A 22,426-nucleotide genomic window follows, 5' to 3' on the forward strand; every position below is an offset into this window, starting at 1 on the left:
TCATGAGTTTTTGAACGCCCACATAACCCTGTGGGAGCTGGCTTGCCAGCGATGAGGCCGGTGACCATTACGCTCACCGTAATGATTCACCGCCGTGCTTGATTGATGCCTTCCCCGACCACGCCTACGGTAGCTCCCACGACAGCGAACCCGTGGAGTGGTCATGACAACAACAATATCCCCCGACTCGCGCTGGACGCGGCGGCGTGACGAGAAGCAGCGCCGTCTCGACAAGGTGCGCGGCCTGGCCGACGGAGCGGTGCTGCCCACCGACAAGATCGTCGCGGCGCTAGAAGCGCTGATTCTGCCCGGCGACCGTGTGGTGCTGGAGGGCAACAACCAGAAGCAGGCGGATTTCCTGTCCCGCTCGCTCGCCAAGGCTGATCCGCAAAAACTGCACGACTTGCACATGATCATGCCCAGCGTCGGTCGTTCTGAGCATCTGGATCTGTTCGAACGCGGCATCGCCCGCAAGCTCGATTTCTCCTTCGCCGGCACCCAAAGCCTGCGCATCAGCCAGTTGCTTGAAGACGGCTTGCTGGAAGTCGGCGCGATTCACACCTACATCGAACTCTACGCACGACTGGTGGTGGATCTGATCCCCAACGTCGTGCTCTCGGCCGGTTTCATGGCCGACCGCGCCGGCAACATCTACACCGGCCCCAGCACCGAAGACACCCCGGCATTGATCGAACCGGCCGCGTTCAGCGACGGCATCGTCATCGTTCAGGTCAATCAACTGGTCGACGACGTCAGCGAGCTGCCGCGCGTGGACATCCCGGCTTCGTGGGTCGACTTTGTGGTGGTCGCCGACAAGCCGTTCTACATCGAACCGCTGTTCACCCGCGATCCGCGCCACATCAAGCCTGTGCATGTGTTGATGGCGATGATGGCGATCCGTGGCATCTACGAAAAACATAACGTGCAGTCGCTCAATCACGGCATCGGTTTCAACACCGCCGCCATCGAATTGATCCTGCCGACCTACGGCGAATCCCTCGGCCTCAGAGGCAAGATCTGCCGCAACTGGACGCTCAATCCGCACCCGACGCTGATCCCCGCCATCGAAAGCGGCTGGGTCGAAAGCGTGCATTGTTTCGGCACCGAACTGGGCATGGAGAAATACATCGCCGCGCGCCCGGACGTATTCTTCACCGGCCGCGACGGCTCGCTGCGTTCCAACCGCATGGTCTGCCAACTGGCCGGGCAATACGCGGTGGATTTGTTCATAGGCGCGACGTTGCAGGTCGATGGCGACGGCCATTCTTCGACCGTAACCCGTGGCCGCCTGGCCGGTTTCGGCGGTGCGCCGAACATGGGCCACGACCCGCGCGGTCGCCGCCACGGCACCCCGGCGTGGCTCGACATGCGCCACGGCGACGCCGAACAACCGATGCTCGAACGCGGCAAAAAACTCGTGGTGCAAATGGTCGAGACGTTCCAGGAGGGCGGCAAACCGACCTTCGTCGAAACCCTCGACGCCGTGGAAGTGGCGAAGAAAAGCGGCATGCCGCTGGCGCCGATCATGATCTACGGCGACGACGTCACCCACCTGCTCACCGAAGAAGGCATCGCCTACCTGTACAAGGCGCGCTCGCTGGAAGAGCGTCAGGCGATGATCGCCGCTGTCGCCGGGGTGACCGCCATCGGCCTGCGCCACAACCCGAAAGACACCGAACGCATGCGCCGCGAAGGCCTCATCGCGTTGCCCGAAGACCTCGGCATCCGCCGCACCGACGCCACCCGCGAACTGCTCGCGGCCAGGAGCGTGGCCGATCTTGTCGAGTGGTCCGGCGGCCTCTACAACCCGCCCGCGAAATTCAGGAGCTGGTAATGCACGCACTCAACCTGCAAGCGAAACCGCTGTCACTGAGCGAACGCCTGGCGGATCTGGCCGTGGACGCATTGATCGACGAGGCCGATCTGTCGCCGAAACCGGCACTGGTCGACCGTCGTGGTAACGGCGCTCACACCGATCTGCACCTGGGCCTGATGCACGCGTCGGCGCTGTCGTTGTGGCCGGCGTTCAAGGAAATGGCCGAGGCTGGCGGCGTTACCGGTGAGATCAACGTGACGCTGCGCGAGAGCATCGGGCGCATTGGTCGCGAAGGTGAACTCGCCATGATGACCACCACCGACGGCGTGAACACTCATCGCGGCGCAATCTGGGCGCTCGGTTTGTTGGTCACTGCCGCCGCGCTTGAGCCGCAATCCACCGGCGCCCGCGCTGTCGCGTTGCGCGCCGCACGTCTGGCCTTGCTCGATGATCGTCACGCCCCGCGCCCACTCAGCCACGGAGCACAAGTTGCCGCGCGTTACGGCGCACGCGGTGCCCGAGAAGAAGCGCAACTGGCCTTTCCGTCCGTGTTGCAACGGGGTCTGCCGCAACTGAACAAAAGCCGCGCCGCCGGCCACGGCGAGCAGAACGCCCGACTTGACGCCTTGCTCGCGATCATGACCGGCCTGGCCGACACCTGCGTGCTCTATCGCGCCGGTGAACAAGGCTTACAGGCCATGCAGGCCGGCGCCCAAGCGGTGCTGGATGCCGGTGGCAGCGCGAGCCTCGCCGGTCGCCGTCGCCTGCACGCACTCGATCAACAACTCATCGCATTGAATGCCTCGCCCGGTGGCGCGGCCGACTTGCTCGCCGCCACCCTTTTGCTCGACCGCATCGAGCACGACGGCACCCTTCAGGGAGCGTTTTGATGGAAACCTTATCCTTTGAATTTCCCGCCGGGCAGCCGCCACGGGGCCGGGCGCTGGTGGGCTGTGTCGGCTCGGGCGATCTGGAAGTGCTCATCGAACCGGGGCTGGCCGGCAAGCTGACAATCAACGTACAGACGTCGGTCAACGGCGCCGAGCAGCGCTGGCAGCACCTGTTTGCGCGGATGTTCGACGGTCAGACGCCGCCGGCCATGGCCATCGATATCCACGATTTCGGCGCGACCCCGGGCGTGGTGCGCCTGCGTCTGGAGCAAGGCTTCGAGGAGATCGCTCATGACTGATCACGCCGCGCTGCTCAACAAGCAATCCTTCGTCGAACTCGGTGCACGGCAACGGGCGAAAGCCTTGCTCGACGTCGGCACCTTTCGCGAACTGCTCGATCCGTTCCAGCGTGTGATGTCGCCGTGGCTCGAACGCCAAGGCGTAGTGCCCCAGGCCGATGACGGCGTGATCATCGCCAAAGGCAACATCGACGGACTGCCCGTGGTGATCGCCGCGATCGAAGGCGCGTTTCAGGGTGGCAGCCTCGGCGAAGTCGGCGGGGCGAAGATTTCCGGTGCGCTGGAACTGGCCGCCGAAGACAACCGCAAAGGCATTCCGACCCGCGCCGTGTTGCTGCTGGAAACCGGTGGCGTGCGTTTGCAGGAGGCCAATCTTGGTCTCGCGGCGATTGCCGATATTCATGCGGCGATTGTCGATTTGCAGCAATACCAACCGGTGGTTGGCGTGGTCGCCGGCAGTGTCGGTTGCTTTGGCGGCATGTCGATTGCCGCCGGGTTGTGCAGTTATTTACTGGTGACACAGGAAGCACGCCTGGGCCTCAACGGCCCGCAGGTGATCGAGCAGGAAGCCGGGATCGAAGAATACGATTCCCGTGACCGGCCGTTCATCTGGAGCCTGACCGGTGGCGAGCAACGTTTCGCCAGCGCACTGGTGGATCGCTATGCCGCCGATGACGTTGCGCAGATCCGCAATCAGGTCAGCCAGTTGCTGCAACAGGGCTTGCCCGCGCAGCCGCGCAGTCGCCAGTCGGCGCTGTTTCTGCAACGTCTGGCGCAACTGGACACCGAACCGCAAATCGAGCCGTCGACGGTTCGCGATCTGTATCAAGGAGAGCGCTCATGAGTGGCTATTCCCTGCGGGGCCTGAACTGGTTCAACGCCTTGAGCGCCGGTGCCGCGACCGTCGATGGCCTGCCGCCGTCGCTGAAAGCCGCCGACGTGTTGCTCGGTGATCAGCGCGTGCGTTTGCTCGCCGTGGTCGCCGATCCTGAAAACCGCTTCCCGCGCGCTCGCCATGGCGAAGTCGGATTGCTCGAAGGCTGGGGCCTGGCCAAAGCCGTCGACGACGTCATCACGGCCGATCACGACAAAGGCCGGAAACGCCCGATCATCGCCATTGTTGACGTGCCGAGTCAGGCCTATGGTCGGCGCGAAGAAGCCCTCGGCATTCATCAGGCGTTGGCGGGTGCGGCAGACAGTTATGCGCGGGCACGACTGGCCGGGCATCCGGTGATTGCGCTGCTGGTGGGCAAGGCAATGTCCGGGGCGTTTCTCGCCCATGGGTATCAGGCCAATCGCTTGATCGCTTTGCGTGACCCGGGCGTCATGGTGCACGCCATGGGCAAGGCGTCGGCGGCGCGGGTGACGTTGCGCAGTGTTGAAGAACTGGAAAAACTGGCGGCGAGCGTGCCGCCGATGGCCTATGACATCGACAGCTACGCCAGCCTTGGTTTGCTCTGGGAAACTTTGTCGGTGGAGCAAATCGAGCAACCGACGGCGCAGGATGTGGTTCGCGTGAGTGAATGCCTGGGCCTGGCGATCAGTGATGTGCAGGCCAGCAGTCGCGACTTGAGCAGCCGTCTCGGCGCGAGCAATCGTGCCGCCTCCAGCCGCGTACGTGAACTGTTGAGGGCGCAGTGGTGAACGACGTGCTCGCCCACGATCTGCTCTGGGGCATGACCCCGGAGCAGTTGCCCGTGGACGCGCCGTTGTGGGCGGTCGAATCGCTTGAGGCCGGGCATCCGGTGGTGGTTCGCCGTGCGCTGGCCGCTGCAGGATTAGTGGCTGTCGGTTTGCGCGGACAGACTCGGGATCAGCGGCTGGCGGCGTTCATGCGAGTCAGCTCGATCGCCTGTCGCGTCAGTCCGGAAGCGCTTTGCCAGGTTGAAAGCCCTCGGGATTTGCCCGTGGTTCACGCCCTCGCACAATTGCGCCCGATGCTCGATGACTGCGGTTGGGTCTGGGGCATCAGTGGCAGCGCCGGGTTTGAACTGGCGAGCGGCGTTGCAGCGATGCATGCCGACAGCGATCTCGATCTGATCTTGCGCGCACCGCAAATACTGACGCGCAGTGAGGCGCGCAAAATGGTGGCCGCTTTTGATCAGGCCGCCTGCCGGGTCGACCTGCAACTGCAAACGCCGTTCGGCGCTGTCGCCTTGCGTGAGTGGGCGGGGAATGCGTCGCGGGTGCTGCTGAAAAACGCCCATCAGGCTTGTCTGGTCAGCGATCCGTGGAACCCGCAGGAGCAAGCGGCGTGAGCAGTCTTCTGGTGTTTCCCGGCCAGGGTGCGCAGCAACCGGGCATGCTCCGGTCGTTGCCTCGGGAAACCCTCGATGAAGCGAGCGATGCGCTGGGCGAAGACGTCTCGCTGCTGGATTCGGCCGAGGCCTTGCGCGCAACCCGAGCGGTGCAGCTTTGCCTGCTGATCGCCGGGGTCGCGGCCTCGCGGCGCTTGTTGCAGGACAGCTTGGCGGTGGACTGCGTCGCCGGGTTGTCCATTGGCGCTTATCCGGCGGCGGTGGTGGCGGGAGCCTTGAGTTTCAGTGATGCGCTGCACTTGGTCAGCCTGCGCGGCGAGCTGATGCAGCAGGCGTATCCACAGGGCTACGGCATGACCGCGATCATCGGTCTGGAACTGGCGACGGTCGAGGATTTGCTCGCGCAAGTTCACGGTGCAGAGACGCCGGTTTATCTGGCCAATATCAATGCCGATAACCAAGTGGTAATCGCCGGCAGTGAGGCGGCGATGCACGCCGTGGCCGAGTTGGCGCGGCGTTGCGGTGCGGGTCTGGCCAAGCGTCTGGCAGTGAGCGTGCCGTCGCATTGTCCGTTGCTGGACGCCCCGGCGCAGACCCTCGCCGAGGCCTTCGCCCAGGTGCCGTTGCAGGCACCGAAGATCGGTTACTTGAGCGGCAGCCGTGCGCGGCCGGTGCTCAAGGTCGAGGCGTTGCGTGAGGATCTGGCCTTCAACATGTGCCGCGTGGTGGACTGGCGCGGCACCGTGCAAAGCGCCTACGAGCGAGGCGTGCGACTACAGATCGAACTGCCGCCCGGTGCCGTACTGACCGGGCTGGCGCGCCGGGTATTCGAGCAGGGCACCGTCATCGCTTTCGACGGTGCGCGGCTCGATACCTTGCAGGCGCTGTTGCGTGAGGAGGGCCGCCGCCACCTCTGAACCCGCCGACTTGAAGCTTCGAACAACAAAAACAACATTCGACGATGCACTTTGAGGACAACAACAATGATTATTTACGGTGTGGCGTTTCTCGCCTTTTGTACGCTGGTGGGCATTTTCATCGGTGAATTGCTCGGCAAGCTGATCGGCGTGCCGGCCAACGTCGGCGGTGTCGGTATCGCGATGCTGCTGCTGATCGGCCTGGGCAGTTATCTCAACAAAACAGGCTGGCTCAAGGGCAAGACCGAGCAGGGTGTGGAGTTCTGGAGCGCAATCTACATTCCAATCGTGGTCGCCATGGCCGCCCAGCAAAACGTCTACGGTGCCTTGAAGGGCGGGCCGATGGCGATTCTCGCGGGAACGGCGGCGGTGGTGATCGCGTTTGCCTTGGTGCCGGTGCTCACGCGCATGGGTAACAAGGATCCGGCCCCGGTCACTCCAGCCAAGACTGCGGGGTAATCGCCATGTACGAATCCATGATGAAAGCGATCACCGGTTACGGTTTGATCAGCGGGTTTCTGATCGTCGGCGTGACCATGTGGGTGTCCTACTGGATGTCCAACACCTTCACCAAGGGCCGTTTGCACGGTTCGGCCATCGCCATTCTGCTGGGGCTGCTGCTGTCGTATGTCGGCGGCGCGTTGACCGGCGGCCAGAAAGGCGTGGTGGACATTCCGTTGCTCTCCGGCATCGGCCTGCTCGGCGGCGCCATGCTACGGGACTTCGCCATCGTTGCGACGGCGTTCGGTGTGAGTGTCGATGAACTCAAGCGCGCCGGGTTCGTCGGCGTGCTGGCCTTGTTTGTCGGCGTAGGCACCTCGTTCATTGCCGGTGTCGGCGTGGCGATGGCGTTCGGTTACACCGATGCGGTGAGCCTGACGACCATTGGCGCGGGCGCGGTGACGTACATCGTTGGCCCGGTGACTGGTGCGGCGATTGGCGCGAGTTCCGAGGTCATGGCGCTGTCGATTGCGGCGGGGCTGATCAAGGCGATCCTGGTGATGGTGATGACACCGTTCGTGGCGCCGATGATCGGCCTGAACAACCCACGCAGCGCAGTGATTTTCGGTGGCCTGATGGGCACCTCCAGTGGCGTGGCCGGCGGGTTGGCGGCGACGGATCCGAAGCTGGTGCCTTATGGCTGTCTGACGGCGGCGTTCTATACGGCGCTGGGTTGTCTGCTTGGGCCGTCGGTGCTGTTTTTGGTCATGCGCGGGCTGATGGGCTAAGGGCGTTGGTGTTTTGTTGTCTGAGCTGACGCCATCGCTGGCAAGCCAGCTCCCACAGGTTTTGTGTTAGAGCATGATTTTTTGATCGACACAAAACCCTGTGGGAGCGGGCTTGCCAGCGATGGCGTCGCCTCGGTGTCAGGCCTGGCGATTGGCATACATCCGACACTCCGCCAGCAACGCCAACAAATTCGGATCGCGCTCTTTGGCTTTTAAAAACACCACGCCGATGTGCTGCTGCAACCGGTACTTTTCCTGCAACGGGATCAGCTTCACCCGGTTCTCGTACACCGCCGCAATCCGCCCCGGCAGCAACGCATAACCCACCCCCGAACTGACCATGCTCAGCAGCGTGAAGATGTCATTCACCTGCATCGCCACTTTCGGCTCGAACCCCGCCTGTTTGAACACCCGGTTGCCGTCCTGATGGGTAGCGAAGCCTTGGGTCAGGGTGATGAAGGTTTCATCGCGCACCTCGGCGAGGTCGACTTCGCTGCGCTGGGCGAAGCGTGAATCGGCCGGGGTGGCGAGAAAGATGTCATCGGAAAACAGCGGAATCTGCTCGCAGTCCGGGTCGTTGACGCTGTCGTCCAGGGACACGAGGATCGCGTCGACTTCCATGTTTTTCAGCTTGTAGAGCAGGTCGATGTTGGAGCCGAGGATCAGGTCGATGTTGAGTTCGCTGCGGCGGATTTTCAGGCCCATGATCAGCTGCGGCACGGTCTTCACCGTCAACGAATACAGCGAGCCGAGCTTGAAACGTTCGGCGGAGAACCCGGCGGCTTCACGGGTCAGGCGCACGCTTTCGAGCACATCGTTGATCAGCTTTTGCGCGCGTTCTTCCAGCACGTAAGCGCTTTCCAGCGGCGTCAGGTTGCGCCCTTCGTGTTTGAACAGCGGGCAGCGCAGGGCGCTTTCCAGCGAATGAATGGCGCGGTGCACGCTGACGTTGCTGGTTTGCAGTTCAGCGGCGGCGCGGGCGAGGTTGCCGGTGCGCATGAAGGCGAGGAACACCTCGAGTTTTTTCAGGGTCAATTCTTCGTCGATCAGCATGGCGCGGACTCTTATTGGAATCGCTCGATTGTATACGCGGTTTCTGTAGGCGCTGGCGCAGGCTGCGATCTTTTGATCGGGTGAGGAACGCGGTGCGTTCCGGCTGCATTCCCACGCGGAGCGTGGGAATGATCAACGTTGAACAGAAACATTGCGCTTTTACGCGCAAGGCCCGAGCCTTGCGCGCTGCAGTGATGAACTTGAGGTGGGCAACACATGTATCACGGAGAACGATTGAACGCCTGGACGCATCTGGTCGGGGCGGTGGCCGCGTTTGTCGGCGGAATCTGGATGGTGGTGATCGCCAGCCTCGACGGCGACCCGTGGAAGATCGTCAGCGTGGCGATTTACGGATTTACCCTGCTGGTTTTGTACAGCGCCTCGACGGTGTATCACAGCGTGCGCGGGCGCAAGAAGGCGATCATGAAGAAGGTCGATCACTTTTCGATCTACCTGCTTATTGCCGGCAGTTACACGCCGTTCTGTCTGGTGACCCTGCGTGGCGTGTGGGGCTGGACGTTGTTTGGCATCGTCTGGGGGCTGGCGCTGATCGGTATCTTGCAAGAAATCAAACCGCGCTCGGAAGCGCGGATTCTGTCGATCGTAATCTATGCGGTGATGGGCTGGATCGTGCTGGTGGCGGTCAAACCGTTGATCGCAGCGCTGGGCAGTACGGGATTCGCGTGGCTGGCCTCGGGCGGCGTGTTGTACACGGTGGGAATCATCTTTTTTGCGCTGGATCATCGCCTGCGGCATGCCCACGGGATCTGGCATTTGTTTGTGATTGCCGGAAGCCTGCTGCACTTCGTGGCGATTCTGTTTTATGTCCTTTAACCCCGGTTGAGCACAATTCCAATGTGGGAACTGGCAAGCCAGCTCCCACATTGGAATGCGATCCCCTGTGCAAGCTTGCTCGCGAAGAGGCCTTAGAAATCTCCCCACAGTTGTTGGGCAACTGACAGCGCCACCACTGGCGCAGTCTCAGTGCGCAGCACCCGTGGGCCGAGGCGGGCGGCGTGGAAACCGTTTGCCTTGGCCTGTTCGACTTCGGCGTCGGACAAGCCGCCTTCCGGGCCAATCAGGAACGCCAGCGTCGAAGGCCTGGCGTGGCTGACCAGCGGCTCGGCTACCGGGTGCAGCACCAGTTTCAGATCGGCTTCGGTCTGTTTGATCCAGTCGGCGAGCAATACCGGCGGATGAATCACCGGCACCCGCGAGCGGCCGCATTGCTCGCACGCGCTGATCGCCACCTGGCGCCAATGCAGCAAGCGTTTGTCGGCGCGTTCGTCCTTCAGACGGACTTCGCAGCGGTCGCTGAAGATCGGCGTGATGTCGTTGACGCCCAGTTCCGTGGCTTTCTGAATCGCCCAGTCCATGCGCTCGCCCCGCGACAGACCCTGGCCGAGGTGGATGTGCAGCGGCGATTCGATCTGCCCGGCGAATTGTTCGTCGAGTTGCACGGTGACGCGTTTCTTGCCGACATCTTTCAGCGAGCCGAGAAACTCATGCCCGGAACCGTCGAACAACTGCACCGCGTCGCCGTCGGCCATGCGCAGCACGCGGCTGATGTAATGCGCCTGGGCTTCCGGCAGTTCGTGTTCGCCGATGCTCAGGGGAGCGTCGATAAAGAAGCGGGACAGTCTCATTTCGGGTCTCTCAAATTGGATCGTTCCCACGCTCTGCGTGGGAATGCCTCATCAGACGCTCTGCGTCAGCTGTTGGGACGCGAAGCGTCCCGGGCTGCATTCCCACGCGGAGCGTGGGAACGAGCCGTCACCCTTAGCCCGGATCGCGGAAACCGGGATGGAAATCTTTCGGCACCGCCACACTCACGCTCTCGCGGGTGGCGATGTCGATGCCTTCGCTGGCGACTTCGGCGAGGAAGTCGATCTGCTCCAGCGTCACCACGTAAGGCGGCAGGAAATACACCACGCTGCCCAGCGGTCGCAACAACGCGCCGCGCTCCAGCGCATGCTGGAACACTTTCAAGCCACGGCGTTCCTGCCACGGATAGGCTTCCTTGGTGGCTTTGTCCTTGACCATTTCGATGGCCAGCACCATGCCGGTCTGGCGCACTTCGCTGACGTTCGCGTGATCGACCAGGTGCGCCGTCGCCGACGCCATGCGCTGAGACAGGGCCTTGTTGTTCTCGATGACGTTGTCTTCTTCGAAGATGTCCAGCGTCGCCAGTGCCGCCGCGCAGGCCAGCGGGTTGCCGGTGTAGCTGTGCGAATGAAGGAAGGCGCGCAGGGTCGGATAGTCGTCGTAAAACGCGCTGTAGACCTCGTCGGTGGTCACCACCGCCGCCAGCGGCAGGTAGCCACCGGTCAGGGCTTTCGACAGGCACAAAAAGTCTGGACGGATGCCGGCCTGCTCGCAGGCAAACATCGTCCCGGTGCGGCCGAAGCCGACGGCAATTTCGTCGTGGATCAGGTGCACGCCGTAGCGGTCGCATGCCTCGCGCAGCAACTTGAGGTAGACCGGGTGGTACATGCGCATGCCGCCGGCGCCCTGGATCAGCGGCTCGACGATCACCGCCGCGACGCTGTCGTGGTGCTCGGCGAGGGTCTGTTCCATGGCGGCAAACATGTTGCGCGAGTGCTCTTCCCAGCTCATGCCTTGCGGGCGCAGGTAGCAATCCGGGCTCGGGACCTTGATGGTGTCCATCAGCAGCGCTTTGTACGTCTCGGTAAACAGTGGCACGTCGCCGACCGCCATCGCTGCCATGGTTTCGCCGTGGTAGCTGTTGGTCAGGGTGACGAAGCGCTTTTTATTCGGCTGGCCGCGATTGAGCCAGTAGTGGAAGCTCATCTTCAGCGCGACTTCGATGCAGGACGAACCGTTATCGGCGTAGAACACCCGGTTCAGGCCTTCCGGCGTCATCTTCACCAGACGCTCGGACAACTCGATCACCGGCTGATGGCTGAAGCCGGCGAGAATCACATGCTCCAGTTGATCGACCTGATCCTTGATCCGCTGGTTGATGCGCGGGTTGGCGTGGCCGAACACATTGACCCACCAGGAGCTGACAGCATCGAGGTAGCGCTTGCCTTCGAAGTCTTCCAGCCAGACGCCTTCGCCGCGTTTGATCGGGATCAGCGGCAGCTGTTCGTGGTCTTTCATCTGGGTGCAGGGATGCCACAAAACCGCGAGATCGCGTTGCATCCACTGGTTATTCAGGCCCATTTACAGTCTCCTCGAGGCGGCTCGCGTCAGGCGCGGGCGAACAATCGGGCAAGCCTATGCAATGCATCGCGCGGGGACAACCCATTGTGTCGATTGAGCTACTTTGTCTGGGCGGACAGACGTCGCTGGCGGCGTTTTGATGGCTGACGTATTCTTCGCGGTTCTTGAGCCGTCTGGCCCGTAAGAACTGCTTTTTTCTCGTGTATTTCCGGAGTTCGCTGAATGTCTGTCGGTTGGCTGCGCGCCTGTGCGCTGGTGATGTTGGGGCTGTTCAGCGTGACCGCGCTGGCCAAGGATAAAACCGCGATCGTGATCGGCGGCGGCCTGTCGGGCCTGACGGCGGCTTACGAGCTGCAAAACAAAGGTTGGCAGGTCACCCTGCTCGAAGCCCGGTCGAGCCTCGGCGGACGCTCCGGCATGGCCACCAGCGAGTGGATCGGCAACGACAAGACGCAACCGGTGCTGAACAAATACGTGTCGACGTTCAAGCTCGGCACCACGCCGGCGCCGGAATTCGTGCGTACACCGGGTTACCTGATCGACGGCGAATATTTCAGCGCCGCCGACCTGGCCACCAAACAGCCGGCTACCGCCGACGCCTTGAAGCGCTACGCGAAAACCCTCGACGATCTGGCGCGCTCGATCGATGACCCGCAGAACCCGGCCGCGACCAACACCTTGCATGCACTGGATCAGATCAACGTGTCGAGCTGGCTCGACAAGCAGAACCTGCCGGCCACCGCGCGTCAGTTGATCAATCAGGACATCCGCACCCATTACGACGAGCCGTCGCGCCTGTCGCTGCTGTATTACGCGCAACAGAGCCGCGTCTACCGTGGCGTGTCCGACCGTGACCTGCGCGCTTCGCGTCTGGTCGGCGGCAGCGCCGTGCTGGCTCAGGCATTCGTCAAGCAACTGAAGATCATCAAGACCAACTCGCCGGTTTCGGCCATCAGCCAGGACAAGGACGGCGTGACCGTCAAGGTTGGCCCGGTGGGCTATCAGGCTGACTACGTCGTACTGGCTGTGCCATTGCGTGCCCTCAACAAGATTCAACTGACCCCGGCGCTGGATGCCCAGCACATGGCGGCGATCAAGGGCACCAACTACGGCTGGCGCGACCAGATCATGCTCAAGTTCAAGAACCCGGTGTGGGAGAGCAAGGCACGGATGTCGGGCGAGATCTACAGTAACGCCGGCCTCGGCATGCTCTGGATCGAACCAGCGCTGAAGGGCGGCGCGAACGTGGTGATCAACTTGTCCGGCGACAATGCCCGCGTGATGCAAGCGTTCGGCGACAAGCAAATGGCCGATCAGGTGCTGATCCGCCTGCACGCGTTTTATCCACAGGCCCGTGGCTCATTCACCGGCTATGAAATCCGTCGCTACAGCACCGATCCTTCGACGGGGGGCGCTTACCTGGCATTCGGCCCGGGGCAAATCAGCAAGTTCTGGCGTCTGTGGGAACGTCCGTTGCAGCGCGTAACCTTCGCTGGCGAGCACACCGACACGTTGTACCCGGGCACCCTGGAAGGCGCACTGCGCACCGGTCAGCGCGCGGCCAGCCAGGTTGAAGACCTGGCGGCCGGCAAGTCGTTTGAACCGGCCAAAGTGGTTCCAGCGGCAGCAGCCGGCGCGGCAGGTGCCGTGGCGGCGAAGAAGGGCAACTTCTTCAGCAACCTGTTTGGTGGTTCGGATGATGAGAAGAAACCAGAGCCGGTGAAGACCCCTGCGCCTGCTCCTGCCCCCGTGACTCCAGCACCTGCGCCGACGCCGGCCCCTGCGCCAGCGCCGGTTGAAGCGCCGAAACCAGCGGCCCCGGTGAAAGCTCAGCCAGCCAAGAAAGCAGCGGCCAAGCCTGCGGCGAAAAAGCCTGCGGCAAAAACCGAAGCGAAAAAGGCTCCGGCGAAGAGGGCTGAACCGGCGAAGAAGCCAGCGGCCAAACCGGCGGCGAAACCAGCGGCAAGCACCGAGGCCAAGGGGCAGTAAGGCTCAGGTGAACAAAAAACGCGGCTTTAGAGCCGCGTTTTTTTTGAATCAGTTAGGCAGCGGTACATCACACAGATGTATCGGACACTTCCTACAAGTGAATCGGAATGAAATGGTAGAGATGGCCTGATTCTGCGTTTTATGCTCTTCAAAAAACGGGAGAGTACATGAAAATCTTCATGCTGACGGTTTTGTTGTTAACAACCTCTGGCTGTATAAATGGCCAATTCAAGCTCAAGGCGCATAACTCGGAACTTGCTCATAAGTGCAAGATTGATCCCTATAGTCCTGATTGCTTGCAGCCGCCTCCACTCTTTAAAAGCTCCTAAGTGGAAAGCTGCGGGTGACTAAAAAATCCACTCAAAAACCGGAATGCCGGCCGGCAGGTTTTTCATCCATCTTTGCTTGGGTTTAGGGATACGTCCAGGAGCGAACCCATAGCGAGCCCAGCATAGCCTCCCCGAACGCTGGTCGTAGATGACCAAATTCCCATCATCCTGGACGACCAGGCAGGTGTTGTACCAAAGGGCTTTGTCAGTGCTGTGGGTGCTTTCGGCAATCCACAAGCGACGCCTGGACGGATCATAAAGAAAGCCACTGTTGCTGATGACAAACTGTAGAGGCTCGCGCATTCTTTTTTGATGTAATGTTCTGCTGTAAGGCTGACTGCTATCTGCTATCCAGACTACGGTTTCACCTTCTTTAATTACCAGGTTTCCATCGCCCTGCAATATTAAGCGGAAGCGGCCGTTTTCGGATTGAAGGTATTGCCCCGGTGACATCGTTTGATTTGGCGGTAACACGGGTGAGCCATTTGCCTGGAATGGGGTATAACGAATAGCCATATATTTCACCTGTTCATTGAGTTGTTGAGGGCTCATTTGATCAAGTTCAAATACACGAGTGGCAATATATATTGCTTGGCTGAAACAATTTTTTGCTATGTGATCTATTTGTTAAGGGCTGCTTGCTCTGATCAGGAAACGGCCGGATGACGAGCAGAAAATGAGCAAGTCCACGGCCTACCGCGGCGACAGAATTGCCTTTAATCTTTCCTTAACTCACCTGTTCAACACTCTTCATCGTATTTCTCGATATTTCAAAGCAAAATTTTCCGCTTTAATTCGATAGATAACTCGCTAGTCTTGGTTCGCAGTTCTCACAGGATTTGGGCATGCAGCTACGTAACTCTTCTTCAAGCTATGGTTGGGTCAGCATCTTCATGCATTGGGTCGTCGCGCTGGCGGTCTTCGGACTGTTCGCGCTTGGCCTGTGGATGGTGGGGCTGGATTACTACAGCACCTGGCGCAAAGACGCGCCGGATCTGCACAAGAGCATAGGTCTGGTGCTGCTCGGTGTGATGGTGTTACGGGTGTTATGGCGCTTCATCAGCCCGCCGCCGTCTACGCTGCAAAGCTACAGCCGCATGACGCGCATGGGCGCCAAATTCGGCCACGCGTTTTTGTATCTGGCGTTGTTCGCCGTGATGATTGCCGGTTACCTGATTTCCACCGCAGACGGTGTCGGGATTCCGGTGTTTGGCCTGTTTGAAGTCCCTGCACTGGTGTCCGGACTACCGGATCAGGCAGATACCGCCGGGGTGATTCATTTCTATCTGGCATGGGCGCTGGTAATTTTTTCCGGTCTCCATGCGTTGGCAGCATTGAAGCACCACTTTATCGATCGTGATGTGACCCTGACGCGAATGCTCGGTCGCAAAGCCTGAAATTCATCCTCGACTCAAAGGAAAACAAAGCATGTTGAAAAAGACTCTGGCCGCTCTGGCAATCGGCTCCGCCGTCCTGTCCGCCAACGTAATGGCCGCTGACTACGTGGTCGACAAGGAAGGCCAGCACGCCTTCGTCGACTTCAAGATCAGCCACCTGGGCTACAGCTTCATTACCGGCACTTTCAAGGACATCGATGGCAAGTTCAGCTTCGACGCTGCCAAGCCTGAAGACAGCAAGATCGAGTTCAACGTCAACACCGCCAGCGTGTTCACCAACCACGCCGAACGCGACAAGCACATCGCCAGCGCTGACTTCCTGAACGCCAGCAAATTCGCCACGGCGACGTTCAAGTCCACCAGCGTCAAGTCCACCGGTGCCAACACCGCTGACGTGACCGGCGATCTGACCATCGCAGGCGTGACCAAACCTGTTGTGGTCAAAGCCGCATTCCTGGGTGAAGGCAAGGATCCATGGGGCGGCTACCGTGCCGGCTTCGAAGGCACCACAAGCATCAAGCGTTCCGACTTCGGCAAGCAGAAAGACCTGGGGCCGAAATCCGATGCGGTGGAGCTGTACGTATCGTTTGAAGGTGTGAAAGCGAAGTAATTTTTCGCCAGCCTCATAAAAAATGCCCCGGCTCTTGCGAACCGGGGCATTTTTCATTGCAGCGTCAAATCAGCGATTGCGGGTCAGCAAGGCTGGTTTTTCACCACGAGGACGGCTTGGCAGTTGATCCAGTTGCTCGGGCGTCGGGAAGCGGTCGGCTTTCGACTCCTTGTGCATGATCTTCGGGCCATTGTTGCGCGGCTTCTGCACGGCCGGTTCAGCGCTTGGCTGATCGTCACGGGCCGGGCGGCGGTTGCGCGACTCGTCGCGACGACCTTGGCCATCACGCGGGGCACCGTTGCGCGGGCCGTTGCGTTTGGCTGGCGGCGTGCCTGTGCTCGAGCCGTTGTTGTTGCGTGGGCCGTTCTGGCGACCTTGCGGCTGACCGCCGCGTGGTGCGCCGGCACCTGCGCCCTGAGCCGGAGCGCCAGGACGACGACCACGGCCACCGTTAGGCGCTGGCTTCGGCACGTAATCAACGCGGTTACCGAAGTTATCGATATCGTCGTCGAGGAACTCGTCCGGCGCACGATCAGCGGCCGCGCGTGGCGGCTGGCTTGGCTGACGCTGTTCACGGGAAGGGGTGCCTTCGCGCGGCTTTTGCTGACGGGCTGGACGCTCGCCGCGTTCACCGGCCGGTTTTTCCTTGCCCTTGTCTTTGCCTTTGTCTTTACGACCACCGCCTCCGCCGCCGCCATTCGGGCCGTCGCCGCGTGGGCCGCGAGGATTGCGCGGGTTGCGGATGTCCGGACGCTCGCGCGCTTCCGGTTTCTCCGCTTCGATGGTGCTGGAATCGAAGCCCATCAGGTCGCCGTCGGCGATTTTCTGCTTGGTCATGCGTTCGATGCTTTTCAGCAGTTTCTCTTCGTCCGGCGCGACCAGCGAAATCGCCTCGCCCGAACGACCGGCACGGCCGGTACGACCGATACGGTGCACGTAGTCTTCATCGACGTTCGGCAGTTCGAAGTTGACCACATGGGGCAACTGGTCGATGTCGAGACCGCGAGCGGCGATGTCGGTCGCCACCAGGATGCGCACCTGATTAGCCTTGAAATCGGCCAACGCTTTGGTGCGTGCGTTCTGGCTCTTGTTACCGTGGATCGCCACAGCCGGCAGGCCGTGTTTGTCCAGGTACTCGGCCAGACGGTTGGCGCCGTGCTTGGTGCGGGTGAAGACCAGCACCTGTTCCCACGCGCCGGCAGTGATCAGGTGCGCCAGCAGCGCACGCTTGTGGCTGGCCGGCAGGCGGAAAACGCGTTGTTCGATGCGCTCCACCGTGGTGTTCGGCGGCGTGACTTCGATGCGTTCCGGGTTATGCAGCAGTTTGCCGGCCAGATCGGTGATGTCCTTGGAAAAGGTCGCCGAAAACAGCAGGTTCTGACGCTTGGCCGGGAGGCGGGCGAGGACTTTCTTCACGTCATGGACGAAGCCCATGTCGAGCATGCGGTCGGCTTCGTCCAGCACAAGGATTTCAACGTGGGACAGATCGACGCTGCCCTGGCCACACAGGTCGAGCAAGCGACCCGGGCACGCGACGAGCACGTCGACGCCACGGGACATGGCTTGAACCTGCGGGTTCATGCCAACGCCGCCGAAAATGCAGGCGCTGACGAATTTCAGGTCACGGGCGTAGACCTTGAAGCTTTCGTGAACCTGGGCCGCGAGTTCGCGGGTCGGGGTCAGCACCAGCACGCGCGGTTGACGCGGGCCGTGACGCTGGGACTTGTCCGGGTGACCGTTGGGGAACAACCGCTCCAGAATCGGGAGGGCGAAGCCGCCGGTTTTACCAGTACCTGTCTGTGCCGCGACCATCAGGTCGCGACCTTGCAACACGGCGGGAATGGCCCGCTGTTGCACCGGAGTAGGCTCGGTATAGCCCGCATCTTCGATGGCGCGGACTAAAGCCTCGGAGAGACCGAGGGAAGCAAAGGACATGAGTAATCCTGTATTAGTTAGGGCTTGGCCCAATGGGAGTCTTGCCTGGCGCGAATGGCGTTTAAGAGGACGCAATCCCGTCCGGTCCTGCTTCGGTCTCGAAGGCACGTCCGGAGCGCTCGCGCGGGCTGAAAAGCTGCGCTGTAGCGGGGCGGGGAGGCCTGTAACGATTCCGGGCGTCCGGGCGTGAGCCTGGCGGGAGGCCGGAGTATAACAGAGCAATCACTGCGCGCCGCTTTCCTGCTGCTCAACGGTTTTCCCGCTGGCGGTGGCCGAACCCATCGGCAGCGTCACGCCAGGGTCGGCGCCATAGCGCGCAATCAGCTGTGCATAGGCCGGCTCACGCTTGAAACGCTTGAGTTCTGCACCGAATCGCGCCACCAGCAGATCCATGCCGGCATTGCGCCGAACCGCCAGAAACTGGCTTTGACGGCTGATAACCACCGGGTTTTCAGTGATCAGGTCGCGGATATTCAGTTCATCCAGCAAGTGCTGCCCGACGCGGCGATCGGTGATTAACAGGTCAATGCGTCCGCGCACCAGTTTGCCGAAGTTGGCTTCGTGTGTGGGGGCGGGTTCGCGGGTAAACAGCGTCGACTCACTGAAATCCTGACTGTACATGTAGCCCGGCGAGGTGCCGATGGTCAGGCCTTTGAGGTCTTCGAGCCGGCTGAATGGGTGCGGGCGGTCGTTGGCATAAAACATCACGAACTCGACATCCGACAGCGGTTCGCTGGGATACAACAACGTCGCATCGCGCTCATCGGTGTGAAAAATGTCTAGCGCACCGTCGGCCTGGCCAGTTTCAAGCATGGACAGGCAACGCTTCCACGGCAGGAACTGCCATTCCACTTCAATGCCCAGGCGTTTGAACACGATTGCGGTGGTTTCGTAATCGAGCCCGAGGTTTTTTCCGCCGTCTTCATAGACGTAAGGCGCCCACGGTTCCGTGACAATGCGCAACTTCTCGCCCTGAGCGGCAAAGCTCAGGCAAGCAAAAACCAGCACCATGAAGAACTGCGGGATCAAAGGCATGGCTTGAGATTACGACGAGAAATGCGAAAGAGCCAGAAACTGCCTGCACAAGCTCTGTTTCGGGCATCAAAAGCAAAAGATCGCAGCCTTCGGCAGCTCCTGCACCGATCTCTGCAGGAGCTGCCGAAGGCTGCGATCTCTTGATCTTGCTTGAAGCTTTCAGCTAAAGGCTTGCAGCTGATTCAACGCGGCAACTTCAAGTTATTCCAGATCGCCAGACTAGGCTCAGCCTGATTCATGGAATAAAAATGCAGCCCCGGCGCGCCGCCTTGCAGGAGGCGCTCGCACATTTCGCTGACAACCTGCTCGCCAAAACGCTGGATGCTCAGGCTGTCATCGCCAAACGCTTCCAGTTGCTTGCGAATCCAGCGCGGAATTTCCGCACCACAGGCATCGGAGAAGCGCGCGAGCTTGCTGTAGTTGGTGATCGGCATGATCCCCGGCACCACCGGAATATCCACCCCCAGCGCCTGCAAACGGTCGACAAAATAAAAATAGCTGTCGGCGTTGAAGAAGTACTGGGTGATCGCGCTGTCGGCACCGGCCTTGGCCTTGCGCACGAAGTTGGCGATATCGTCTTCAAAGTTGCGCGCTTGCGGATGCATCTCCGGGTAAGCGGCCACTTCGATGTGGAAATGATCGGCGGTTTCTTCACGAATGAATTCCACCAGCTCATTGGCGTGACGCAGTTCGCCGCTGGTCATGCCCATACCGGAGGGCAAGTCACCGCGCAGGGCGACAATGCGCTTGATGCCGGCAGCCTTGTACTCGGTCAGCAGGCTGCGCAAGTCATCCTTGCTGTCGCCGACGCAGGACAAATGCGGTGCGGCAGGGACTTTGACTTCGCTTTCGAGCTGCAACACGGTGTTGAGCGTACGATCACGGGTCGATCCACCCGCACCATAGGTGCAGGAGAAAAAGTCGGGGTTGTACGTTGCCAACTGACGGGCAACATTCATCAGCTTTTCATGCCCAGCATCGGTCTTCGTCGGGAAGAACTCAAAGCTGTAGCGACGGTCTTGGGACATGGAGGGAACCTCCAGCTGAAAGCTGCAAGCTGCGAGCGGCAAGAGGGCGGGGCGCCGAAGTCTTGTGCCTGAAGCTTGCAGCCAACAGCTGCGTATTAGCGATGAAGAAGCAAGCGTCAAGCCGCAAGCTGAAGTAAACCAACCGCCCTTACTTACAGCTTGAAGCTCAAAGCTTGCAGCTGCTCTTAGTAGCGATAAGCGTGCGGCTTGAACGGGCCTTCGACGGTGACGCCGATGTAGTCAGCCTGTTGCTTGGTCAGCTGGGTGACCACGCCGCCGAAGCCGCGAACCATTTCCAGGGCCACTTCTTCATCGAGTTTCTTCGGCAGTACTTCAACGGTCAGGCGCTCGGCTTTTTGGGCTGGCGACAGGTCGGCGTACTTCTGGTTGAACAGGAAGATCTGCGCCAGTACCTGGTTGGCGAACGAGCCGTCCATGATGCGGCTTGGGTGGCCGGTGGCGTTGCCCAGGTTCACCAGACGGCCTTCGGCCAGCAGGATCAGGTAGTCGTCGTTCTGTGCGTCGAATGCGCCAGCACCGGTACGGTGGATCTTGTGTACCTGTGGCTTCACTTCTTCCCATGCCCAGTTCTTGCGCATGAAAGCGGTGTCGATTTCGTTGTCGAAGTGACCGATGTTGCAGACAACGGCGCGCTTCTTCAGGGCTTTGAGCATGTTCGAGTCGCAAACATTGACGTTGCCGGTGGTGGTCACGATCAGGTCGATCTTGCCCAGCAGTGCTTTGTCGATGCTCGCTTCGGAGCCGTCGTTGATCCCGTCGATGAACGGCGAAACCAGTTCGAAACCGTCCATGCAAGCCTGCATGGCGCAGATCGGGTCGACTTCGGACACTTTAACGATCATGCCTTCCTGACGCAGGGACTGGGCCGAGCCCTTGCCCACGTCACCGTAGCCGATGACCAGCGCTTGCTTGCCGGACAGCAGGTGGTCGGTGCCGCGCTTGATCGCGTCGTTCAGGCTGTGACGGCAGCCGTACTTGTTGTCGTTCTTGGACTTGGTCACCGAGTCGTTGACGTTGATGGCCGGGATTTTCAGCTCGCCCTTGGCCAGCATGTCCAGCAGGCGGTGAACGCCGGTGGTGGTTTCTTCGGTCACGCCGTGAACGCGGTCCAGAACGGCCGGGTATTTCTTGTGCAGCAACTCGGTCAGGTCGCCGCCGTCGTCGAGGATCATGTTGGCATCCCATGGCGCGCCATCTTTCAGGATGGTTTGCTCCAGGCACCATTCGTACTCTTCTTCGGTTTCGCCTTTCCAGGCAAAAACCGGGATACCGGCAGCGGCGATTGCGGCAGCGGCCTGATCCTGAGTCGAGAAAATGTTGCAGGACGACCAGCGCACTTCGGCACCCAGGGCAACCAGGGTTTCGATCAGCACGGCAGTCTGAATGGTCATGTGGATGCAGCCGAGGATCTTCGCGCCTTTCAACGGCTGTTCGCCGGAGTACTTGCGACGCAGACCCATCAGGGCTGGCATTTCGGATTCGGCGATGATGGTTTCGCGACGGCCCCAGGCAGCCAGGGACATGTCGGCGACTTTGTAATCGTTAAAATCTGCAGGCGTGATAACAGCGCTCATGAAGAGCCTCCATTCGTAAAGTATGCGAATGGGCGCCGTTGTGCGTTTAGTGTCCGGCAACATGGCCGGGCAACGCCCCATCCGAGCCTGACAGGTCGAACCTGCTGCAGCGCCCCTCGGACAGGTGGCGGGAAACGGTAGTCAGCCGTTCGAAATCGGTGGCGATTATAGCTTTCTTTGTCCGGCAAGTGGCAAGTGGCAAGTGGCAAGCTACAAGCGGCAAGTAACAGCGAAACTGCTTTTACTTGCAGCTCGTCGCTTGAAACTTGAAGCTGGGGGAGTAAACCTATCGCCCAAACACCTCGGAGTCCGTCCCCCATGAATTTCCACACCCGCAAATGGGTAAAACCCGAAGACCTCAACCCTAACGGCACGCTGTTCGGCGGCAGCCTCCTGCGCTGGATCGACGAGGAAGCGGCGATCTACGCCATCGTTCAGTTGGGCAACCAGCGCGTGGTCACCAAGTACATTTCCGAAATCAACTTCGTCAGCGCCTCGCGCCAGGGCGACATCATCGAACTGGGTATCACCGCCACCGAGTTCGGCCGCACCTCGATCACCCTGACCTGCGAGGTGCGCAACAAGATCACCCGCAAAAGCATCCTGACGGTTGAAAAAATGGTCTTCGTCAATCTGGGTGAAGACGGCCTGCCGGCACCGCACGGGCGCACAGAAATCAAATACGTCAAAGACCAGTTTCAGGAAGACGCCATCGACAGCGAGTAATGCGAGCCCTGTAGATACCGTCTTAAATCTCACCGCGCAACTGCAAGATTTGGGTCATATGGTTGACCCGATTTGAGCACTCCGTATACGAAGTGCAGCAGTTTGCGCATCGCTGCACAGATGATCTGCTTAGG

At 60.7% G+C, this 22,426-nt stretch carries 22 protein-coding genes and 1 riboswitch; of the genes, 14 read left to right on the top strand and 8 right to left on the bottom strand.

All coding sequences use genetic code 11. The features are described from left to right. The first annotated feature begins 163 nt into the window (after positions 1–163). The 9 genes from mdcA (at position 164) to madM (ending at position 7,409) form a co-directional block, all read left to right on the top strand. The gene (gene mdcA / locus GIW69_RS11345) at positions 164–1,834 is read left to right on the top strand and encodes a malonate decarboxylase subunit alpha (RefSeq protein ID WP_236482546.1); all 1,671 of its coding nucleotides are present in this window, start codon (positions 164–166) and stop codon (positions 1,832–1,834) included. Then, entirely contained in the window at positions 1,834–2,706 is an 873-nt protein-coding gene (locus GIW69_RS11350) for a triphosphoribosyl-dephospho-CoA synthase (protein WP_236482548.1), read from the top strand. The genes mdcA and GIW69_RS11350 overlap by 1 nt, the downstream gene beginning before the upstream one ends. After that, positions 2,706–3,005 (top strand): malonate decarboxylase subunit delta, encoded by a 300-nt coding sequence (locus GIW69_RS11355; RefSeq protein ID WP_236482550.1) that lies wholly within the window; start codon positions 2,706–2,708, stop codon positions 3,003–3,005. The genes GIW69_RS11350 and GIW69_RS11355 overlap by 1 nt, the downstream gene beginning before the upstream one ends. Further along, positions 2,998–3,849 (top strand): biotin-independent malonate decarboxylase subunit beta, encoded by an 852-nt coding sequence (locus GIW69_RS11360; protein WP_236482552.1) that lies wholly within the window; start codon positions 2,998–3,000, stop codon positions 3,847–3,849. Before GIW69_RS11355 ends, GIW69_RS11360 begins: the two co-directional genes overlap by 8 nt. After that, on the top strand, positions 3,846–4,649 hold the full coding sequence (gene mdcE / locus GIW69_RS11365; protein WP_236482553.1) for a biotin-independent malonate decarboxylase subunit gamma: 804 nt from the start codon (positions 3,846–3,848) through the stop codon (positions 4,647–4,649). Before GIW69_RS11360 ends, mdcE begins: the two co-directional genes overlap by 4 nt. Then, positions 4,643–5,263, top strand: coding sequence for a malonate decarboxylase holo-ACP synthase (locus tag GIW69_RS11370; protein WP_236482555.1), 621 nt, complete (start codon positions 4,643–4,645; stop codon positions 5,261–5,263). The genes mdcE and GIW69_RS11370 overlap by 7 nt, the downstream gene beginning before the upstream one ends. Continuing rightward, complete coding sequence (gene mdcH / locus GIW69_RS11375; RefSeq protein ID WP_236482557.1) at positions 5,260–6,180, top strand: malonate decarboxylase subunit epsilon; 921 nt, start codon at positions 5,260–5,262, stop codon at positions 6,178–6,180. Before GIW69_RS11370 ends, mdcH begins: the two co-directional genes overlap by 4 nt. Positions 6,181–6,246: 66 nt before the next feature. Beyond that, the gene (madL, locus tag GIW69_RS11380) at positions 6,247–6,639 is read left to right on the top strand and encodes a malonate transporter subunit MadL (RefSeq protein WP_236482558.1); all 393 of its coding nucleotides are present in this window, start codon (positions 6,247–6,249) and stop codon (positions 6,637–6,639) included. 5 nt (positions 6,640–6,644) lie between these two features. Then, entirely contained in the window at positions 6,645–7,409 is a 765-nt protein-coding gene (madM, locus tag GIW69_RS11385; protein ID WP_236482560.1) for a malonate transporter subunit MadM, read from the top strand. Between the two features lie 138 nt (positions 7,410–7,547). On the opposite strand, the gene GIW69_RS11390 is transcribed toward madM, so the two are convergent. Beyond that, entirely contained in the window at positions 7,548–8,462 is a 915-nt protein-coding gene (locus tag GIW69_RS11390; protein ID WP_236482562.1) for a LysR family transcriptional regulator, read from the bottom strand. A 216-nt stretch (positions 8,463–8,678) separates the two neighbouring features. On the opposite strand from GIW69_RS11390, the gene trhA reads away from it, so the two are divergent. Then, positions 8,679–9,296: a PAQR family membrane homeostasis protein TrhA gene (gene trhA / locus GIW69_RS11395; protein WP_236482564.1), complete on the top strand. Its 618-nt coding sequence runs from the start codon at positions 8,679–8,681 to the stop codon at positions 9,294–9,296. A 92-nt stretch (positions 9,297–9,388) separates the two neighbouring features. Here the strand turns inward: trhA and GIW69_RS11400 are convergent, their stop codons facing one another. Together GIW69_RS11400 and GIW69_RS11405 are read right to left on the bottom strand one after the other, a co-directional pair. After that, complete coding sequence (locus tag GIW69_RS11400) at positions 9,389–10,108, bottom strand: 16S rRNA (uracil(1498)-N(3))-methyltransferase (RefSeq protein ID WP_236482566.1); 720 nt, start codon at positions 10,106–10,108, stop codon at positions 9,389–9,391. Between the two features lie 133 nt (positions 10,109–10,241). Further along, entirely contained in the window at positions 10,242–11,648 is a 1,407-nt protein-coding gene (locus tag GIW69_RS11405; RefSeq protein ID WP_236482568.1) for an adenosylmethionine--8-amino-7-oxononanoate transaminase, read from the bottom strand. 222 nt (positions 11,649–11,870) lie between these two features. Here GIW69_RS11405 and GIW69_RS11410 point away from each other — a divergent pair, with 222 nt between their 5' ends. Next, complete coding sequence (locus GIW69_RS11410) at positions 11,871–13,637, top strand: flavin monoamine oxidase family protein (protein ID WP_236482570.1); 1,767 nt, start codon at positions 11,871–11,873, stop codon at positions 13,635–13,637. A 347-nt stretch (positions 13,638–13,984) separates the two neighbouring features. Here the strand turns inward: GIW69_RS11410 and GIW69_RS11415 are convergent, their stop codons facing one another. After that, positions 13,985–14,482 carry a hypothetical protein gene (locus tag GIW69_RS11415; RefSeq protein WP_236482571.1) on the bottom strand — a complete coding sequence of 166 codons (498 nt, stop codon included), beginning with the start codon at positions 14,480–14,482 and terminating at the stop codon, positions 13,985–13,987. Between the two features lie 329 nt (positions 14,483–14,811). Here GIW69_RS11415 and GIW69_RS11420 point away from each other — a divergent pair, with 329 nt between their 5' ends. Next, the gene (locus tag GIW69_RS11420; RefSeq protein WP_236482573.1) at positions 14,812–15,363 is read left to right on the top strand and encodes a cytochrome b; all 552 of its coding nucleotides are present in this window, start codon (positions 14,812–14,814) and stop codon (positions 15,361–15,363) included. Between the two features lie 31 nt (positions 15,364–15,394). Further along, entirely contained in the window at positions 15,395–15,973 is a 579-nt protein-coding gene (locus tag GIW69_RS11425) for a YceI family protein (RefSeq protein WP_236482575.1), read from the top strand. A 69-nt stretch (positions 15,974–16,042) separates the two neighbouring features. Here the strand turns inward: GIW69_RS11425 and rhlE2 are convergent, their stop codons facing one another. The 4 genes from rhlE2 to ahcY form a co-directional block, all read right to left on the bottom strand. Beyond that, positions 16,043–17,908, bottom strand: a complete 1,866-nt coding sequence (rhlE2, locus tag GIW69_RS11430; RefSeq protein WP_236482577.1) for an RNA helicase RhlE2 — start codon at positions 17,906–17,908, stop codon at positions 16,043–16,045. Between the two features lie 222 nt (positions 17,909–18,130). Beyond that, complete coding sequence (locus GIW69_RS11435) at positions 18,131–18,943, bottom strand: transporter substrate-binding domain-containing protein (protein ID WP_236482579.1); 813 nt, start codon at positions 18,941–18,943, stop codon at positions 18,131–18,133. A 182-nt stretch (positions 18,944–19,125) separates the two neighbouring features. Further along, positions 19,126–19,971 (bottom strand): methylenetetrahydrofolate reductase [NAD(P)H], encoded by an 846-nt coding sequence (metF, locus tag GIW69_RS11440; protein WP_236482581.1) that lies wholly within the window; start codon positions 19,969–19,971, stop codon positions 19,126–19,128. A 185-nt stretch (positions 19,972–20,156) separates the two neighbouring features. Continuing rightward, positions 20,157–21,566, bottom strand: a complete 1,410-nt coding sequence (gene ahcY, locus GIW69_RS11445; RefSeq protein WP_236482583.1) for an adenosylhomocysteinase — start codon at positions 21,564–21,566, stop codon at positions 20,157–20,159. Between the two features lie 23 nt (positions 21,567–21,589). Beyond that, positions 21,590–21,690, bottom strand: a riboswitch (S-adenosyl-L-homocysteine riboswitch). Between the two features lie 194 nt (positions 21,691–21,884). Here ahcY and GIW69_RS11450 point away from each other — a divergent pair. Next, positions 21,885–22,292 carry an acyl-CoA thioesterase gene (locus GIW69_RS11450; RefSeq protein ID WP_496570911.1) on the top strand — a complete coding sequence of 136 codons (408 nt, stop codon included), beginning with the start codon at positions 21,885–21,887 and terminating at the stop codon, positions 22,290–22,292. Positions 22,293–22,426 lie beyond the last annotated feature (134 nt).

The organism is Pseudomonas syringae (assembly GCF_021605415.1).
Classification (GTDB): Bacteria; Pseudomonadota; Gammaproteobacteria; order Pseudomonadales; family Pseudomonadaceae; genus Aquipseudomonas; species Aquipseudomonas syringae_S.

What these genes read in the sequence shown, in the direction of transcription:
- mdcE (WP_236482553.1), top strand. Translation starts at nt 3,846, where the DNA reads ATGAGTGGCTATTCCCTGCGGGGCCTGAACTGGTTCAACGCCTTGAGC.
- trhA (WP_236482564.1), top strand. Translation starts at nt 8,679, where the DNA reads ATGTATCACGGAGAACGATTGAACGCCTGGACGCATCTGGTCGGGGCG.
- GIW69_RS11390 (WP_236482562.1), bottom strand. Translation starts at nt 8,462, where the DNA reads ATGCTGATCGACGAAGAATTGACCCTGAAAAAACTCGAGGTGTTCCTC.
- GIW69_RS11415 (WP_236482571.1), bottom strand. Translation starts at nt 14,482, where the DNA reads ATGGCTATTCGTTATACCCCATTCCAGGCAAATGGCTCACCCGTGTTA.
- GIW69_RS11405 (WP_236482568.1), bottom strand. Translation starts at nt 11,648, where the DNA reads ATGGGCCTGAATAACCAGTGGATGCAACGCGATCTCGCGGTTTTGTGG.
- madL (WP_236482558.1), top strand. Translation starts at nt 6,247, where the DNA reads ATGATTATTTACGGTGTGGCGTTTCTCGCCTTTTGTACGCTGGTGGGC.
- GIW69_RS11425 (WP_236482575.1), top strand. Translation starts at nt 15,395, where the DNA reads ATGTTGAAAAAGACTCTGGCCGCTCTGGCAATCGGCTCCGCCGTCCTG.
- metF (WP_236482581.1), bottom strand. Translation starts at nt 19,971, where the DNA reads ATGTCCCAAGACCGTCGCTACAGCTTTGAGTTCTTCCCGACGAAGACC.
- GIW69_RS11420 (WP_236482573.1), top strand. Translation starts at nt 14,812, where the DNA reads ATGCAGCTACGTAACTCTTCTTCAAGCTATGGTTGGGTCAGCATCTTC.
- madM (WP_236482560.1), top strand. Translation starts at nt 6,645, where the DNA reads ATGTACGAATCCATGATGAAAGCGATCACCGGTTACGGTTTGATCAGC.
- GIW69_RS11410 (WP_236482570.1), top strand. Translation starts at nt 11,871, where the DNA reads ATGTCTGTCGGTTGGCTGCGCGCCTGTGCGCTGGTGATGTTGGGGCTG.
- ahcY (WP_236482583.1), bottom strand. Translation starts at nt 21,566, where the DNA reads ATGAGCGCTGTTATCACGCCTGCAGATTTTAACGATTACAAAGTCGCC.
- GIW69_RS11360 (WP_236482552.1), top strand. Translation starts at nt 2,998, where the DNA reads ATGACTGATCACGCCGCGCTGCTCAACAAGCAATCCTTCGTCGAACTC.
- GIW69_RS11400 (WP_236482566.1), bottom strand. Translation starts at nt 10,108, where the DNA reads ATGAGACTGTCCCGCTTCTTTATCGACGCTCCCCTGAGCATCGGCGAA.
- mdcA (WP_236482546.1), top strand. Translation starts at nt 164, where the DNA reads ATGACAACAACAATATCCCCCGACTCGCGCTGGACGCGGCGGCGTGAC.
- GIW69_RS11355 (WP_236482550.1), top strand. Translation starts at nt 2,706, where the DNA reads ATGGAAACCTTATCCTTTGAATTTCCCGCCGGGCAGCCGCCACGGGGC.
- GIW69_RS11435 (WP_236482579.1), bottom strand. Translation starts at nt 18,943, where the DNA reads ATGCCTTTGATCCCGCAGTTCTTCATGGTGCTGGTTTTTGCTTGCCTG.
- GIW69_RS11350 (WP_236482548.1), top strand. Translation starts at nt 1,834, where the DNA reads ATGCACGCACTCAACCTGCAAGCGAAACCGCTGTCACTGAGCGAACGC.
- GIW69_RS11450 (WP_496570911.1), top strand. Translation starts at nt 21,885, where the DNA reads ATGAATTTCCACACCCGCAAATGGGTAAAACCCGAAGACCTCAACCCT.
- rhlE2 (WP_236482577.1), bottom strand. Translation starts at nt 17,908, where the DNA reads ATGTCCTTTGCTTCCCTCGGTCTCTCCGAGGCTTTAGTCCGCGCCATC.